Annotated in this window: 14 protein-coding genes; 10 read left to right on the forward strand and 4 right to left on the reverse strand. The window is 73.4% G+C overall.

Translation table 11 applies throughout. The features are described from left to right. Nucleotides 1-118 precede the first annotated feature (118 nt). The 6 genes from C5508_RS11720 (at nt 119) to C5508_RS11745 (ending at nt 6869) form a co-directional block, all read left to right on the forward strand. A complete protein-coding gene (locus C5508_RS11720) occupies nt 119-463 on the forward strand; it encodes a YbaB/EbfC family nucleoid-associated protein (RefSeq protein WP_104525128.1) in 345 nt (114 codons plus the stop codon). 43 nt (nt 464-506) lie between these two features. Next, nucleotides 507-1106 (forward strand): recombination mediator RecR, encoded by a 600-nt coding sequence (recR, locus tag C5508_RS11725; protein ID WP_104525129.1) that lies wholly within the window; start codon nt 507-509, stop codon nt 1104-1106. Between the two features lie 164 nt (nt 1107-1270). Then, nucleotides 1271-2911 (forward strand): ABC transporter substrate-binding protein, encoded by a 1641-nt coding sequence (locus tag C5508_RS11730; RefSeq protein ID WP_104525130.1) that lies wholly within the window; start codon nt 1271-1273, stop codon nt 2909-2911. Nucleotides 2912-3011: 100 nt separating this feature from the next. Then, on the forward strand, nt 3012-4112 hold the full coding sequence (locus tag C5508_RS11735; protein ID WP_104525131.1) for an ABC transporter permease: 1101 nt from the start codon (nt 3012-3014) through the stop codon (nt 4110-4112). Between the two features lies 1 nt (nt 4113). After that, complete coding sequence (locus tag C5508_RS11740) at nt 4114-5175, forward strand: ABC transporter permease (RefSeq protein ID WP_104525132.1); 1062 nt, start codon at nt 4114-4116, stop codon at nt 5173-5175. Then, nucleotides 5172-6869, forward strand: coding sequence for a dipeptide ABC transporter ATP-binding protein (locus C5508_RS11745; RefSeq protein WP_104525133.1), 1698 nt, complete (start codon nt 5172-5174; stop codon nt 6867-6869). The genes C5508_RS11740 and C5508_RS11745 overlap by 4 nt, the downstream gene beginning before the upstream one ends. A gap of 70 nt (nt 6870-6939) precedes the next feature. On the opposite strand, the gene C5508_RS11750 is transcribed toward C5508_RS11745, so the two are convergent. Continuing rightward, on the reverse strand, nt 6940-7314 hold the full coding sequence (locus C5508_RS11750; RefSeq protein ID WP_104525134.1) for a Rieske (2Fe-2S) protein: 375 nt from the start codon (nt 7312-7314) through the stop codon (nt 6940-6942). A 115-nt stretch (nt 7315-7429) separates the two neighbouring features. Between C5508_RS11750 and C5508_RS11755 the strand changes: the two genes are divergently transcribed. After that, nucleotides 7430-9466: a TPM domain-containing protein gene (locus C5508_RS11755; protein WP_104525135.1), complete on the forward strand. Its 2037-nt coding sequence runs from the start codon at nt 7430-7432 to the stop codon at nt 9464-9466. Nucleotides 9467-9763: 297 nt separating this feature from the next. On the opposite strand, the gene C5508_RS11760 is transcribed toward C5508_RS11755, so the two are convergent. From C5508_RS11760 to C5508_RS11770, 3 genes are all read right to left on the reverse strand, one after another. Next, nucleotides 9764-10186, reverse strand: a complete 423-nt coding sequence (locus C5508_RS11760; RefSeq protein WP_104525153.1) for a PPOX class F420-dependent oxidoreductase — start codon at nt 10184-10186, stop codon at nt 9764-9766. Further along, nucleotides 10186-11154: a pirin family protein gene (locus tag C5508_RS11765; protein ID WP_104525136.1), complete on the reverse strand. Its 969-nt coding sequence runs from the start codon at nt 11152-11154 to the stop codon at nt 10186-10188. The genes C5508_RS11760 and C5508_RS11765 overlap by 1 nt, the downstream gene beginning before the upstream one ends. 85 nt (nt 11155-11239) lie before the next feature. Then, on the reverse strand, nt 11240-12262 hold the full coding sequence (locus C5508_RS11770) for a pirin family protein (RefSeq protein ID WP_104525137.1): 1023 nt from the start codon (nt 12260-12262) through the stop codon (nt 11240-11242). Nucleotides 12263-12401: 139 nt separating this feature from the next. On the opposite strand from C5508_RS11770, the gene C5508_RS11775 reads away from it, so the two are divergent. The 3 genes from C5508_RS11775 to C5508_RS11785 are packed head-to-tail and all read left to right on the forward strand — an operon-like array spanning nt 12402 to nt 16122. Next, on the forward strand, nt 12402-12995 hold the full coding sequence (locus C5508_RS11775; protein ID WP_157944078.1) for a winged helix-turn-helix domain-containing protein: 594 nt from the start codon (nt 12402-12404) through the stop codon (nt 12993-12995). Beyond that, nucleotides 12992-14278: an MFS transporter gene (locus C5508_RS11780; RefSeq protein ID WP_157944079.1), complete on the forward strand. Its 1287-nt coding sequence runs from the start codon at nt 12992-12994 to the stop codon at nt 14276-14278. Before C5508_RS11775 ends, C5508_RS11780 begins: the two co-directional genes overlap by 4 nt. Before the next feature lie 26 nt (nt 14279-14304). Next, nucleotides 14305-16122, forward strand: a complete 1818-nt coding sequence (locus C5508_RS11785) for an ABC-F family ATP-binding cassette domain-containing protein (protein ID WP_104525140.1) — start codon at nt 14305-14307, stop codon at nt 16120-16122. The last annotated feature ends 153 nt before the right edge of the window (nt 16123-16275 follow it).

A 16275-nucleotide genomic window follows, 5' to 3' on the forward strand; every position in this document is an offset into this window, starting at 1 on the left:
CTCCCCACCCTTCGCACGCTCAGGGCGGGGCCCGGGACGGGGCCGGCGGCGGGACCCTGCAGGGGGCCACGGGTCCGCAGGTCCCTCGGCTGTCGGCTCCGCGGCCTACGCTCGTGGCATGTTCCCCGGAGGCCAGCCCGACCTGTCGCAGCTGATGAAGCAGGCGCAGGAGATGCAGCAGCAGCTCGTCGCCGCTCAGGAGGAGCTGGCCGCCACCGAGGTCACCGGCACCGCCGGCGGCGGCCTCGTCTCCGCGACGATGACCGGCGACGGTGAGCTCACCGCGCTGACGATCGCGCCGGCCGCCGTCGACCCGGCGGACCTGGAGACGCTGCAGGACCTCGTCGTCGCCGCGGTCCGCGACGCCAAGCGGGCGGCCGACGACCTGGCCGCCAGCCGCATGGGCCCGCTCGCCGGCGGCCTGGGCGGCCCCGGCGGGGGACTGGGCCTGCCCGGCTTCTGACCGGCCGCGTCCGCCCGATCCCCTTCACGAACCGAGGAGCACCGTGTACGAGGGTGCGGTCCAGGACCTGATCGACGAGCTCGGTCGCCTGCCCGGCGTGGGGCCCAAGAGTGCCCAGCGCATCGCGTTCCACCTGCTGTCGTCCGAGTCGGCCGACGTGAGCCGGCTGGTGGCCGCGCTGACGCGCGTCCAGGAGTCGGTCCGCTTCTGCGTCACCTGCTTCAACGTCGCCGAGGCCGAGCAGTGCCGCATCTGCCGTGACCCGCGCCGCTCCGACGACGTCCTGTGCGTCGTCGAGGAGCCCAAGGACGTCGTCGCGATCGAGCGCACCCGCGAGTTCCGTGGCCGCTACCACGTGCTCGGCGGCGCGATCAGCCCGATCGACGGCGTCGGCCCCGACGACCTCAAGGTCAAGGAGCTCATGACGCGGCTGATGGACGGCACCGTCAAGGAGATGATCATCGCCACCGACCCGAACCTCGAGGGCGAGGCGACGGCGGCGTACCTCGCCAGGCTGGTCGGTCCGATGGGGCTCGCGGTCTCCCGGCTGGCGAGCGGGCTGCCGGTGGGCGGCGACCTGGAGTACGCCGACGAGGTGACGTTGGGCCGGGCATTCGAGGGCCGCCGCCGCATCGACGCCTGACGACCGCGCCGGGAGGGTCGTGTCCCCCGGGAGCAGTCACATCGCGGTAACGGTGCTCCGGCGGCCTCTCGCGGGCGGGAAATCCTGTGTTAGACCTTGATCCCCCTGACCAGCGGCGGACGCGCGCGACATCGGCGTCCGCTGTGATGAGAACGAGGTAGTGGATGACTTCCGGTTCGATCAGCCGTCGGCGCACCGTCGCCACGGCGGGCCTCGCGGCGGCGGCGCTGGTGCTCAGCGCCTGCGGTGGCGGCGACGGCGGCGGCGGTTCCGGCGGCGGTGACGGCGGCGGCACCCTGACGATCGGCACCACCGACAAGATCACCTTCCTCGACCCGGCCGGTTCGTACGACAACGGCTCGTTCGCGGTGATGAACCAGGTGTTCCCCTTCCTGCTGAACACCCCCTTCGGCAGCCCCGACGTCGAGCCCGACATCGCCGAGTCGGCCGAGTTCACCGCGCCGACCCAGTACACGGTCACCCTGAAGCCGGGTCTGAAGTGGGCCAACGGCAACGACCTGACCAGCTCCGACGTGAAGTTCACCTTCGACCGTCAGCTGGCCATCGCCGACGAGAACGGCCCGTCGTCGCTGCTCTACAACCTCGACAGCGTCGAGACCCCGGACGACACCACGGTCGTGTTCAACCTGAAGAGCGAGAACGACCAGGTCTTCCCGCAGATCCTCTCGAGCCCGGCGGGCCCCATCGTCGACGAGGACGTCTTCTCCGCCGACGCCGTCACCCCGGACCAGGAGATCGTCGACGGCAAGGCATTCCACGGCCCGTACACGATCACCAGCTACGACCAGAACAACCTGGTCTCCTACGAGGCCTACGACGGCTACGAGGGCCTCCTCGGCGCGCCGAGGACCGACGAGATCAACGTCAAGTACTACGCCGAGTCCTCGAACCTGAAGCTGGACATCCAGCAGGGCAACATCGACGTCGCCTTCCGCAGCCTGACCGCGACCGACGTCGAGGACCTGCGCGGCAACGACGACGTCAAGGTCGTGGACGGCCCCGGCGGCGAGATCCGCTACGTCGTCTTCAACTTCAACACCCAGCCCTTCGGCGCCACGACCCCCGAGGCCGACCCGGCCAAGGCCCAGGCCGTCCGCCAGGCCGTCGCCGACCTCCTCGACCGCGAGGAGATCGCCGACCAGGTCTACAAGGGCACCTACACCCCGCTGTACTCCTTCGTCCCCGAGGGCCTGACCGGCGCGACCGAGCCGCTCATGGAGAAGTACGGCGACGGCTCCGGTGGTCCCGACGCCGCCAAGGCCAAGCAGCGCCTCGAGGCCGCCGGCGTCCAGACGCCGGTCCAGCTGAGCCTGCAGTACTCCAACGACCACTACGGTCCCTCGTCGGCCGACGAGTACGCGCTGATCAAGGACCAGCTGGAGGCCGACGGCCTGTTCGCCGTCGACCTGCAGACCACGGAGTGGACGCAGTACTCCAAGCAGCGCACCGCTGACGCGTACCCGGCCTACCAGCTCGGCTGGTTCCCGGACTACTCCGACGCCGACAACTACCTGACGCCGTTCTTCCTCCTGGAGAACTTCCTCAGCAACCACTACGCCGACCAGGCGGTCAACGACCTGATCCTCCAGCAGGCGACGACCGCCGACGAGGCCGAGCGCACCGCGATCCTGGGCCAGATCCAGGACGCGGTGGCCGACGACCTCTCCACCGTGCCGTACCTGCAGGGTGCGCAGGTCGCCGTCACCGGTGCCGACGTCGAGGGCACGGAGGACACGCTCGACGCGTCCTTCAAGTTCCGGTACGGCGCCCTCAGCAAGGGCTGATCCCAGCCTCTGAGAAACTGAAGGCACCACGGCCCCGGGTGACCCGCTGCGCGCGGATCACCCGGGGCCGACCTTCGTACGGGACAGACGAGCAGGAGACATGACCACGACCACCATGGAGCCCACCGGGGGCGGTGCCGCTCCGGAGGCCGCACCCGCGGCGAAGACCCGCCACGGCGGCGGTGGACTGGGCAGCTACTTGCTCGTCCGGTTCCTGCTGATCTTCCCCACCGTCTTCATCCTGGTGACGACGGTCTTCGTGCTCATGCGGCTGACCGGTGACCCGATCACCGCCGCACAGGGCGGCCGGCTGCCCGCCGACGAGCTGGCCGCGCGCATCAAGGAGGCCGGGTACGACCGGCCGATCCTGGTGCAGTACTGGGAGTACCTGACCTCGATCGTCCAGGGCGACTTCGGCACGGCGCTGAGCGACGGCCGCAAGGTCACCGAGGTGCTGACCACGTTCGGCGCCGCGACCCTCGAGCTGGCCTTCTACGCCCTGCTCGTCGCCTTCGTCGTGGGCATCCCGCTCGGCCGGCTGGCCGCCTACCTGCGCGACCGCTGGCCCGACGCCCTCCTGCGGGTCTTCGCCATCCTCTGCTACGCCACCCCCGTCTTCTTCGCGGGTCTGGTGCTCAAGCTGGTCTTCGCCGTCAACCTCGGCTGGCTCCCGGTCGCCGGGCGCGCCTCGACGGGGGCGGAGATCCAGCTGCAGACGCTGGAGGGCCGCAGCGGCATCTACCTGATCGACGCGATCCGGCTGGGCGACGGCGAGGTCATCTCCGACGTCCTGGAGCACGCGGTGCTGCCCGCCATCGCGCTCGGACTACTCACCGCCGGCGTCTTCCTGCGGCTCGTGCGCACCAACGTCATCGGCACGCTCGGCACCGGCTACGTCGAGGCCGCGCGGTCCCGCGGGGTCAGCGAGCGGCGGCTGCTGCGCAAGCACGCCTACCGCCCGGCGCTGATCCCGATCGTCACCGTCATCGGTCTGCAGATCGCGCTGCTGCTCGGCGGCGCCGTGCTCACCGAGACGACCTTCGAGTGGAAGGGGCTGGGCTTCCAGCTCGTCGAGTACCTGCAGGCGCGCGACTTCGTCGCCGTCCAGGGCATCGTCGTGCTGGCGGCCGTGATCGTGGCCGTCGTCAACTTCGTCGTCGACGTCATCGCCGCGCTCATCGACCCCCGGGTGAGGTACTGAGATGGCCACCGTCGCGGCCCCCGGGACGTCCGCCGTGGACACCGGCGCCGGACGCCGGCCCCGCGGCTGGCGCGGGCTGCCCGTCGTCCGCCAGCTGCGGCAGAGCGTCGGTCTCCAGCGGGGCATGCTCGTCGCCGGGCTGGTGCTCACCGGGATCTTCCTGCTGACGGCGCTGCTGGCGCCGCTGCTCGCGCCCTACGAGTACAACCAGCTCCGCGACCCCTCCGGCCCGTTCGGCGCCCAGCAGCCGCCGTCGGCCGAGCACTGGCTGGGGACGACGGTCGGCGGCTACGACGTGCTGTCGCGGGTCATCTGGGGATCGCGCACCGCGCTGTTCGTCATCGTCGCCGCCGTGCTGATGTCGATCGTGCTCGGCGTCCTGCTCGGGCTCGTCTCGGGGTACTTCGGTGGCTGGCTGGACCGCGTGCTCGTCGTCGTGGCCGACGCCATCTACGCGTTCCCGTCGCTGCTGCTGGCGATCGTCGTCGGCATCGTGCTCAACGGCGGTGAGTCCAGCCTGCTCGGCGGCATCATGGCGGCCGCCATCTCGATCACCGTCGTCTTCGTGCCGCAGTACCTGCGGGTGGTGCGCGCGGAGACCGTGCGGATCAAGGCCGAGGCCTACGTCGAGTCCGCCCGCGTGATCGGCGCCGGCCACTGGCGGATCATGTCGAGGCACGTCTTCCGCAACGCGACGCGGACGCTGCCGCTGATCCTCACGCTGAACGCCTCCGAGGCGATCCTGACGCTGGCCGGCCTGGGCTTCCTCGGCTTCGGCATCGAGCCCACGGCCGCGGCCGAGTGGGGCTACGACCTGCAGAAGTCGCTGTCCGACGTCACCAGCGGCATCTGGTGGACCTCGGTGTTCCCCGGCCTGGCGATCGTGCTGGTCGTGCTCGGCCTGACGCTCGTCGGCGAGAGCCTCAACGACCTGGCCGACCCGCGGTTGCGCACCCGCCGGCGGGGCGGCGCGGCACCGGCCGACGTCGCCGAGACCTCCGTGGTGCCGGCGGCCGCTGCCGTTCCCACCCTGCTCGACCCCGCGAGGGAGCCCGGACTGTGACCACCACCCCTGCCCGCCACGTCGTCGGCATCGAGGACCTCACGGTCTCCTTCGCCACCGACGCCGGGGACGTCGCCGCCGTCACGGGCGTGACCCTGTCGGTGGCCGCCGGCGAGGTGCTGGCCATCGTGGGCGAGAGCGGCAGCGGCAAGACCGTGACCGCCCGCAGCATCCTGGGCCTGCTGCCCGAGACGGCGACCACCCGCGGCGCGGTGCTGCTCACCAGCAAGGACGGCGGCAGCACCTCCGACGTGGTCAGCCTGTCGTCCCGGCAGCTGGGCGACATCCGCGGGGTCGACGCCGCCATGGTGTTCCAGGAGCCCTCCACCGCGCTCAACCCGGTCTACCCGGTGGGCTGGCAGATCGCCGAGGGCCTGCGCGCGCACGGCAAGTACACCCGCGCCGAGGCCCGCGCCAAGGTCATCGACGTGATGCGCCGGGTCGGCATCCCCGACCCCGAGATCCGGGTGGACCACTACCCGCACCAGTTCTCCGGCGGCCAGAAGCAGCGCATCGTCATCGCCCAGGCGCTCGTGCTCGACCCCGGCGTGATCATCGCCGACGAGCCGACGACGGCGCTCGACGTGACCGTGCAGGCGGAGATCCTCGAGCTGCTGCGGCGCTGCCGCGACGAGTTCGGCACCGCCATCGTGCTGATCACGCACAACATGGGCGTGGTCGCCGACCTCGCCGACCGGGTGGCCGTCATGTACCACGGGCGGATCGTGGAGCAGGCCGACGTCGCCTCGCTGTTCGCGGCTCCGCAGGACCCCTACACGCAGAAGCTGCTGGCCTCGGTGCCGCGGCTGGGCGAGGGCTCGGCCCGCGCGGTCGAGCGGGCCTCCCGTCGGCAGGCCGGCTGGGCCGACAGCGAGCCGGTGGTCGAGGCCCGCGACCTCCGGATCGTCTACCCCGGCCGGCTGCGCAAGCCCGACTTCGTCGCCGTCGACGGCGTCAGCCTGGCCATCCGTCCCGGCGAGGTGCTGGGTTTGGTCGGGGAGAGCGGCAGCGGCAAGACGACGATCGGCCGGGCGATCGCCGGGCTGACCAAGGTCACCGGCGGTTCGCTGCAGGTGCTGGGCACCGAGATGAACGGCGTCCGGGAGAAGGCCTTCCGCCCGGTGCGCGAGCGGATCGGGTTCGTCTTCCAGGACCCGGCGTCGAGCTTCAACCCTCTGCTCACCATCGCCGAGGCGGTGGCCGAACCCCTGGTCGTGCACAAGCGCGCCGGCGACGCCCGCGGGGCGCGGAGCCGGGTCGACGAGCTGCTCGAAGCGGTGCAGCTGCCCAAGGCCTTCGGGGACCGCTTCCCGCACGAGCTCTCCGGCGGGCAGCGGCAGCGCGCGAGCCTGGCCCGGGCGCTGGCCCTGCAGCCCGAGCTGCTCATCGCCGACGAGCCCACCTCGGCGCTGGACGTGTCGGTGCAGGCACGGGTGCTGGAGCTCTTCGACGAGCTGCAGCGCGAGTTCGGGTTCGCCGCGCTGTTCATCAGCCACGACCTCGCCGTCGTGGACCTGCTCGCCGACCGGATCGCGGTGCTCTACCGGGGCTCGCTGGTCGAGGAGGGCACCGGCGCGGAGGTGCTGGGCAATCCGCAGCACCCCTACACGCAGCGGCTGCTGGCCTCGCTGCCCGTTCCCGACCCGGCGGAGCAGGCCCGCCGCCGGGCCGCCTGGGAACAGCTGAACGGCTGAGGACCCGGGCATGGGAAGCGATACACCCGTTTTGGCTCGCAATCCGGGTGCATCGCTTCCCATGCCTCGGTCACTCCAGGACGACGTCGTCGCCCTGGCGGGTGGCCCGGCGCACGCGCAGCCGGGCCACCGAGCCGAGCAGCCGCACCAGCTGGGTGTAGCCGGGCGTGGGCCCGTGGTAGCCGAGGAAGCCGCGCGGCCCCTCGACCATCTCGCCGGTGCGGACGTCGTAGCGGCTCTGGTGCCAGGGGCAGACCAGGCAGCCGTCGGCGTCCAGGGTCCCCTTGGAGAGGTCGGCGAGCTGGTGCCGGCAGACGCGGGAGACGGCGAAGTGCCGGTCCTCGCCGTCGGGCCCCGGTCCGCGGTTGCCCACCGCCCAGTCGCCGACGCGGCGCACGGCCCCGGCGGGCAGGTCGGCAGCGGGCACGGAGTCGCGGTCGGGCACAGGACCTCCTGGGTCGGGACGGACGTCGCCGATCGCCCTACCCGCGGCGACCGGGCCGGACCCCTCGGCCGTCGGTAGGGTCCCGGAGGTCCCGCCCGCCGTCCAGGAGGTATCCGTGCGCCGCTGGTGCGTCGTCCTGGGGGTGCTCGCCCTGCTGGTCCTCACCGGCGGTCCGGCGTACGCGGTGCCCCCCTTCCGGCTGGCCGACCAGGTCACCGACCAGGTGGGGGCGCTGCAGGGCCGCGAGGACGAGGTCGACGACGCCGTGGACGCTCTGCGCCGGGCCAACGGCATCCAGCTGTTCGTGGTGTTCGTCGCCAGCTTCGACGGGGCCGAGGCCGAGGACTGGGCCAGCGCCACGGCCGAACTGAGCCAGCTCGGTCGCAACGACGCGCTGCTGGCGGTCGCCGTCGAGGACCGCGCGTACGGGTTCTCGCGCCCGCCCGCGGCCACCCTGTCGCAGGCGGAGCTGGAGGACCGAGCCGCCGAGGAGGTCGAGCCCTACCTCGCCGAGGACGACTGGGCCGGCGGGGTCAGCGCGTTCGCCGCCCTCCTGCGCGGGGACGACACCGCCGCCGGCGGTTCCGACACCGGCTCGTCGGGGGGCGGCGGGTCGGTCCTGCTCGTGCTGGGCGGCATCGCTGTCGTCGGCGGGGGTGCCTACCTGGTGAGCCGGTCGCGCCGGACGCGCGGCGGAGCGGCGCTGCCCCCGGGCCGGCGGCGGGAGCGCGATCCGTACGAGGGCGTGCCGACCGACCGGCTGCAGGGTCGGGCCAGCGAGGCGCTGCTGGAGCTGGACGAGGCGGTCAAGACCTCGCAACTGGACCTGGACTTCGCCCGCGTGCAGTACGGCGAGCAGACCGTGGCGGGGTTCGGCGCGGCGCTCGAGCAGTCGAAGGCCGACCTCGGGCAAGCGTTCACGATCCGGCAGCAGCTGGACGACGAGACGCAGGAGGACGAGCCGACGGCCCGCCGCATGCTCGCCGAGATCCTCTCCCTCACCGCGGCCGCCGACGCGCGGCTGGACGAGCAGAGCGCGGCCTTCCAGCAGCTCCGGGACCTGGAGAAGAACGCCCCGCAGGTTCTGGACGCGCTCGGCCCCCGCATCGCGGGGCTGCGCACCCGGCTGCCGCAGGAGGAGCTGCGCCTCGCCGGGCTGCGGCAGCGCTTCGCCGGGCCCGCCGTCGCGGCCGTCGTCGACAACGTCGCGCAGGCCGGCGCCCGGCTGGACGCGGCCGAGCAGGAAATCCGGGAGGCCCGGCAGGCGCTGGCCGAGGGCCGGGGTGGCGACGCCGTCGGCGACCTCCGGGCCGCTGAGGACGCCGTGGCCCAGACCGAGATCCTGCTGGACGGCGTGGGCCGGCTGGCCGCCGATCTCGATGCCGCCGCGGGCCGGGTCGCGGCCGCACGCGCGGAGACCGAGAAGGACCTCGCCGAGGCCCGCGTCCTGGTCCGCGGAGGTGACCGCAGCGGGCTGGAGCCGCAGATCGCGCGGGCCGAGACGGCGCTCGCGGCGGCCGACACGGCGCTGCGTCCGGCTGACGGCTCGCCCGGTGACCCGCTGGCCGCGCTGCGCCAGCTGGAGGACGCCGATGCCGCCCTCGAGCAGGCCCTCGGCGCGGCCCGCGACGCGCAGACCCAGGCCCGCCGCGCGGCCGGCGCCCTGGACCAGGCGCTGCTGACCGCCCGGTCGACGATCGCTGCCGCCACCGACTTCATCGACACCCGGCGGGGTGCGGTCGGGCCCGAGGCGCGCACCCGGCTCGCGGAGGCCCGCCGCCACCTGGAGGCCGCGGTCGACCAGGGCCGGACCGATCCGGTGTCGGCGCTGCGGTCGGCGCAGCAGGCCGGGCTGCTCGCCCAGCACGCCCTGGATCTGGCCCAGGACGACGTCGGCCGCTGGAACTCCGGCGGCGGCTACGGCCCGGGGATGCCGGGGGGCTTCGGCGGCGGCGGGTACCGGCGCGGGGGCGTGGACCTGGGCAGCCTGGTGCTCGGCGGCATCCTGCTGGGCGGCGGCCGATCCTCCGGTGGGTTCGGCGGGGGCTTCGGTGGCGGGTTCGGCGGCGGTGGCGGGTTCGGCGGGCGGAGGTCCGGTGGCGGCTCGTTCGGCGGCGGTGGCGGCCGCAGCTCCGGGGGTGGCCGCTTCTGATCCGGCGGCGCGCCGACCCCTGGGGCGTTCTGCACGGCGGTCTTCGGCTTCCGGTGGGGACCGGCCGACACGGAGACGGACCACAGCGCCTTCGCCACGACCGGCGATCCGCTCGGCGGACTGGGCGGCCTGGGCACCGGTGACCCCACGGGGTGGTCCAGGATCCGAGGGAGGCGGCTTTCTCGGTCATGGATGAGGAGGCCCCTGTCATCCCACCCCTCGCCGGCTCGGGAGGCGAGCCCCTTGACCGACGGTGCGGACGGGGCGCACCGGCCACGACGTCAGGTAGTCCTGCCGTCAGCCGGGCAGCTGCCCGTACGCGTGCTCGGGGCGGAACCGGACGACCAGCCGGTGGTCGGCGACCATCGCCGCCCGGTATTCGTCCCAGTTCTCGTGCTCGCCGGACAGGCCGCGGTAGTAGGTGATCAGCTCCTCGACCGTGGCGTCGTACGGGTCCTGCGCGACCGGCGTGAGCTCCGCGGTGCCCTCGACGGCTACCCACGACCAGAAGTCCCGCGAGGCCACGTGCAGCGTGACGCGGGGGTCGCGCTGCAGGTTGCGGGTCTTGGCCCGGTCAGCGGTGACCGAGACGCGGATCAGACCGTCGTCCCAGCTGTAACCGACGTTGGACAGCTGCGGCCGGCCGTCCCGCTGGATGGTGGCGAGCACTCCCCAACGCTGGTCCGCGACGAACCGGAGCAGCGCCGGGTCGGCGGCCATCACCGGACCCGTCCGCGGGCCACGAGCGGTACCGGGGGCAGCGGCGGAGCGGTCAACCGGTCACCCTCGTAACCCACGACGACGCCGAACCGGTCGTCCTCGGCGTTCCACTGCTCGGCGTAGCTCGCGATCTCCTCGCTGGAGCGGCCCACGAAGTTCCACCACATGACCAGGCGCTCCTCGAACGGCTCGCCACCGAGCAGCAGCAGCCGTGCCGTCTCCGGCGCGCGCAGCCGCAGCGAGCGACGCCCGGTGCCCAGGTAAAGCATCGCGCCGCGCTCGAGGGACACGTCCTCGACCGAGGCGGAGCCCGAGGAGGCCAGCAGGGCGTACTCGAAGTCCGGCTCGAGCGGGATCTCCACGTCCGCGCCGGACGCGAGGTCGAGGTCGGCGCCCATCAGCGGCGAGTATGCGCGGCCGGGCGAGGTGGTGCCGGCGAGACCGCCCATCAGGACCGTGGCGCGCAGACCGTCGGAACTGAAGCCCGGCAGTGCGTCGTGGTGCTCGAAGTGCGGTGCCACCTCGCGATCGGCGTCGGGCAGGGCGACCCAGAGCTGGGCGCCGTGCAGGAACCGCGGGTGGGTGGCGGGGGACTGCTCCGAGTGGGCGATGCCGTGGCCCGCCGTCATCAGCGCCAGCTCGCCGGGCTGCACCAGCACGTCGCTGCCGAGCGAGTCCCGGTGGTGCACCTCGCCCTCGAGCAGCCAGGACACGGTCTGCAGGCCGGTGTGCGGATGCGGCGCCACCTGCATGCCGGGGCCCGAGGCGAGGTCGTCGGGGCCGTAGTGGTCGACGAACACCCAGGCACCGACCATGCGCCGGCCGAGCGTGGGCAGCAGCCGGCGGACACGGGTGGACTCGCCGAGCAGCACCTCCTTGCCCGGCAGAAGGTCCAGTGCCGGGCCGGCGGACGTCTGCTGCAGCCCGCCGAGTTCGCGGGCGGGTGGACGCGGATCCAGGTTGCTCATGACGGTCCCTCCTGCCGGGATCGGACCCCAGCTCTCGATCGGCCGTCCGCCAGGACCTCGGGTCCCGGCACGGACGGCGTGCGCATCACGCGTCGGCGTCCGTCGTCTGCCCAGTCTCGCCCCGGAGGTCGCCGTGGGGAACCGACTCGCGGCGGCCGTACTGCGCCGGTATGGAACCGAGACGCCCGGCCTGGTGGTCGGTGAACGCGTCCATGACCTCCTGCCGGCTGTTCATGACGAACGGCCCGTACATGGCGATGGGCTCGCGGATCGGCCGCCCGCCGAGGATGACGACGTCCAGCGCGGGCGTGCGCGACTCCTGGTGCAGGGCACCGCGGACGGTCACCGTGTCCCCGGGGCCCAGGACGGCGAGCTGGCCGGTGCGCACGGGGGCGCCGTCGATGCCCACCGATCCGGCGCCGGAGAGGACGTAGACGAGCGCGTTGAAGTCGGGCCGCCACGGCAGGTCGAGCGTGGCACCGGGGGAGACGGTGGCGTGCACCATCGCCATGGGCGTGTACGTCGAGCCGGGGCCGCGCTGCCCGGCGACGTCGCCGGCGATCACCCGCAGGAAGGCCCCGGCGTCCGGGCTGGCCAGCAGCACCGAGGACTCCGCGCGCAGGTCCTGGTAGCGCGGCTCGACCCACTTCTGCGCGCGCGGAAGGTTGACCCACAGCTGCAGCCCGTGGAACAGCCCCCCGCTCGCGACCAGCTGCTCCGGCGGGCGCTCGATGTGCAGGACGCCGCCCCCGGCGGTCATCCACTGGGTGTCGCCGTTGCTGATCGTGCCGCCACCGCCGTGGGAGTCGGCGTGCTCGAAGGTGCCGTCGATGATGTAGGTGACGGTCTCGAAGCCCCGGTGCGGATGCCAGCTGGTGCCCTTCGGCTCGCCCGGTGCGTACTCGACCTCGCCCATCTGGTCCATGTGGATGAACGGGTCCAGGGCGCGCAGGTCGACGCCGGCGAACGCGCGCCGGACCGGGAAGCCCTCGCCCTCGAAGCCCGACGGGGCCGTGGTGACCGTCCGCGTCCGACGGCGGACGGTGCGCGGGGCCGGCAGTGGCACGCGCGGCAGGGCGGTGGTGTCCTCGACGGTCACTGCAGGCATGGCTGGCTCCTCGTTGAGAGTTCAACTATTGATGACTGCAGCGCGATCGGGGCTCCCGTTGTTCCGCGCGACGGATGCCCGCGGGTCGCTGATGCAAAGAAGGGTTGCAAAGCTTCCTTTGCATTCCTATGATGGCGGCGTGCCGACCGGTCCCGAGCTCGCGGTCCAGGTGACCGACGTCCGCGCACTGCGGGCGCTGTCCCACCCCCTGCGCAGTCGCCTGCTCGGCGAGCTGCGCCTGAACGGCCCCGCCACCGCCAGCCGGCTGGCCCGGGCCGTGGGTGAGAGCAGCGGGTCCACCAGCTACCACCTGCGGCAGCTCGCCGCCTACGGCTTCGTCGAGGAGGCCGAGGGGCAGGGGACCGCACGCGAGCGCTGGTGGCGGGCCCGGCACCGCATGACGAGCTGGCGCACCGCCGACCTGGCCGGCCAGGAGGGCGGCGCCGAGGTGCAGGAGGAGATGGCGCGGCTCCAGATCGACCAGCAGGCCCGGGTTCTCGACGCCTGGCACGAGCAGAACGCCGAGCTCACCCCCGAGTGGACGGCCGCCGCCTCGCTCAACGACTACGGCTTGCGGCTCACCCCGGGCCAGGCCCGCGAACTCACCGACGAACTGCACGCCGTCCTCCAGCGCTGGCTGACCGACCACCCCGCCGACGCCGCCCCCACCGAGGACGCCGCACAGGTCTGCGTGCTGCTCGACGTCGTCCCGCTGCGCGAGTGGCCGACGTGAGCGCGCCGCAGACGGTCCTGGCCGCCACCCGGCGGCTGGTGGGCCTCACCGCCCTGCGCTGGCTCCCGGTCGGCCTGACCACGCCGATCATGGTGCTGCTGGCGCAGTCACGCGGGCTCTCGCTGGCCGAGATCGGGCTGCTGTTCACCGTCCACGGCGCCGTGGTCATCCTGCTGGAGCTGCCCACCGGCGGGCTCGCCGACGTGCTCGGTCGCCGTCCGGTCGTGATCGCCGGCGCCGTCCTGCACCTGGTCTCGTGCCTCGTCCACGCCACGGCCAGCAGCGTCGGCGGCTTCCTCGTCGGCGTCCTGCTCCTGGGCCTGGGGCGCGTGCTGGACTCCGGCCCTGTCGAGGCCTGGTACGTCGACACCGTCCACGGCATCGATCCCGACGCCGACGTCGCGCCCGGCCTCGCCAGGCACTCCGCGGCCGACGGCGGAGGACTGGCGCTCGGCGCGGTCGTGGGCGGGTCACTGCCCGGGTTGCTGGGCGGAGGGAACGCCCTCGCGGCGCCGTACCTGGCCGCCGCGGTGCTCGACCTGGTCTTCATCGGCGCGGTGCTCCGGCTGCTGTCCGAATCGCGTCCGCCACGCGTGGGCAGCGCCCGCACCGCCCTGGCGCAGGGGCTCCGCGCTGTCCCGGCAACCGTCGGCGGAGCCGTCCGGCTCTCGGTGGGCGACGGGCCGATGCGGCTGGTCCTGCTGGTCACCGGCATCGGCGGCGTCGGGCTCGTGGCGTGCGAGCTCCTGGGTCCGGTGCGGTTCGGCGAGCTCGCCGGGGGCCCGGACGACGGAGCGGCGGTCTACGGCGTCGTCCTCGCCATCGCGTTCGCCGCGGCGGCGGCCGGCGCGATGGCCACCCCGGCCCTGCGGCGGCTGCTGCGCGGGTCCACCCGGGCCACGTGCGCCGCGCTGTCGGTCCTCGGCGGGCTCGCCCTGGCGGCGGTGGCCGGCCCGGACGTGTTGGTCGTCGTCGCCACCGGGTTCGTCCTGCACTACGTGGCGCACGGGTCGGCCTGGCCGCTGCTGAGCGCGGTCCTGCACACGCGGGTCACCGCGGCCCAGCGCGCCACCGCGGTCTCCGCGATGTCGCTCGCCATGGCGCTCGGCGGCATCCTCGGCAACCTCGCGATCCCGCCGCTGGTCGACCGGGCCGGCCCGGACTCCGGGTTCCTCGTCGTCGCGGGAGTCGTGGGACTGGGCGCGCTGGCCTGTCTCCGGCTGCCGCGGACGACCGCCCGGGACACCGCCGTCGTCACGGGGGAGCAGTCCGTCGGATACTGAGGGCCCATGACTGCTGCTGACCGCCGATGAGCGCGCCCCTGAACCTGGTCAACCTCGAGCGGGTGTCCAAGGCCCACGGGACGACCGTGATCCTCGACGACGTCTCCCTGGGCGTCGCCGCGGGTGAGCGGATCGGCGTCGTCGGGCGCAACGGCGGCGGCAAGAGCACCCTGCTGTCCCTGCTGACCGGCACCGACGACCCCGACTCCGGGCGGGTCACCCGCCGCGGCGACCTGGCGATGGGCGTCCTCGACCAGACCGGCACGCTCCCGCCCGGGACGACGGTGCGCGACGTCGTGCTCCCCGCCTCGATGTTCGCCGCGGAGCACGAGTGGGCCGGCGACCCGGCCGTCCGCTCGGTGCTGACCGGCCTCGAGCTCGACCGGCTGGGCCTCGACGCCCCGGTCGCCCCGATGTCCGGTGGCGAGCGCCGCCGGGTCGCGCTGGCCGCCCAGCTGATCCGGCCGCTGGACCTGCTGATCCTCGACGAGCCGACCAACCACCTCGACGTCGAGGGCGTCGCGTGGCTCGCCGAGTACGTGAAGCAGCGGGCCGGCGGGATGGTGGTCGTCACCCACGACCGGTGGTTCCTCGACGAGGTCTGCACCACCACGTGGGAGGTCGCCGACGGCAGCGTGCACTCCTACGACGGCGGCTACTCCGCCTACACGCTCGCCCGGGCCGAGCGCGCCCGCATCTCCTCCGTGACCGAGGAGCGGCGGCTGAACCTGGTCCGCAAGGAACTGGCCTGGCTGCGCCGTGGCCCGCCGGCCCGCACCAGCAAGCCCAAGTTCCGCATCGAGGCCGCCCAGGCGCTGATCGCCGACGAGCCCCCGGCGCGGGACACGATGGCGCTCAAGGGCTTCGCCGCCCGTCGGCTCGGCAAGACCGTCTACGACGTCGAGGACGTCGACTACGCCGTCCCGACCGAGGACGGTCCCCGCACCCTGTTCAAGGACCTGACCTGGAACGTCGGGCCCGGCGACCGGATCGGCATCGTGGGCGTCAACGGCGCGGGCAAGACCTCGCTGCTGAAGCTGCTGGTGGGGGAGACGAAGCCGGACTCGGGCACGATCGTCGTCGGCCAGACGGTGGCGCCGGCGTACCTGTCGCAGCACGTCACGGAGCTGCCGCGCACACTCCGCGTGGTGGAGGCGGTGCAGGACGTCGCCCGCATCGCGCGGATCGGCAACCAGGAGATCTCCGCGTCGTCGCTGGCCGAGCGGTTCGGTTTCGCGGCCAACCGGCAGTGGACGCCGGTCGGTGACCTCTCCGGCGGCGAACGACGTCGTCTGCAGCTGCTGCGCCTGCTCATGGCCGAGCCCAACGTGCTGGTGCTCGACGAGCCGACCAACGACCTGGACATCGACACCCTCACCGCGCTGGAGGACCTGCTCGACGGCTTCCCGGGCACGGTGCTGGTGGTCAGCCACGACCGGTACTTCGTCGACCGCGTCTGCGACAAGGTCGTCGCCCTGCTCGGCGACGGCTCGCTGGCCGAGCTGCCGGGCGGGGTCGACGAGTACCTCCGGCGGCGGGCCGCGGGTGGTGCGCCGCTGACGTCGGCCGGCGACGGCGGCACCCGCGCCGTCGGCACGCCGTCGACCGCCGCACCGGCCGTCTCCGCCGCCGAGGCGCGCGCGGCCAAGAAGGAGGCGGCCAAGCTGGAGCGGCGGATGCTAAAGCTGGACGCCGACGAGAAGAAGCTGCACGAGCAGCTGGCCGCCGCGGCCGCCGACTACGGCAGGGCGGCCGAGCTCGACGCGCAGCTGCGCGCGGTGCAGGCGGAGAAGGAGCAGGTCGAGGAGGAGTGGCTCGCTGCCGCGGAGCTCTCCGAGGGCTGACCGCCGCCGCCGCGTCCTGGCTCACCACCACGGGTCCTGGCTCACCGTCGACCGTGAGCCAGGACCCTTGATGATCAGGTCTCCTGATCATCAGCGGGCGGCCGATGGGTGGTGCCCCAGGTAATCTGCAGGCGCCGCCCGCCGCTCGTCCCC

Source organism: Blastococcus atacamensis, assembly GCF_002938425.1.
In the GTDB taxonomy this organism is placed as follows: domain Bacteria; phylum Actinomycetota; class Actinomycetes; order Mycobacteriales; family Geodermatophilaceae; genus Blastococcus; species Blastococcus atacamensis.

Coding starts and splice junctions, on each gene's coding strand:
- C5508_RS11760 (WP_104525153.1), bottom strand. CDS start 10,186: ATGGCCGCCGACCCGGCGCTGCTCCGGTTCGTCGCGGACCAGCGTTGG.
- C5508_RS11735 (WP_104525131.1), top strand. CDS start 3,012: ATGACCACGACCACCATGGAGCCCACCGGGGGCGGTGCCGCTCCGGAG.
- C5508_RS11730 (WP_104525130.1), top strand. CDS start 1,271: ATGACTTCCGGTTCGATCAGCCGTCGGCGCACCGTCGCCACGGCGGGC.
- C5508_RS11740 (WP_104525132.1), top strand. CDS start 4,114: ATGGCCACCGTCGCGGCCCCCGGGACGTCCGCCGTGGACACCGGCGCC.
- C5508_RS11785 (WP_104525140.1), top strand. CDS start 14,305: ATGAGCGCGCCCCTGAACCTGGTCAACCTCGAGCGGGTGTCCAAGGCC.
- C5508_RS11770 (WP_104525137.1), bottom strand. CDS start 12,262: ATGCCTGCAGTGACCGTCGAGGACACCACCGCCCTGCCGCGCGTGCCA.
- C5508_RS11720 (WP_104525128.1), top strand. CDS start 119: ATGTTCCCCGGAGGCCAGCCCGACCTGTCGCAGCTGATGAAGCAGGCG.
- C5508_RS11765 (WP_104525136.1), bottom strand. CDS start 11,154: ATGAGCAACCTGGATCCGCGTCCACCCGCCCGCGAACTCGGCGGGCTG.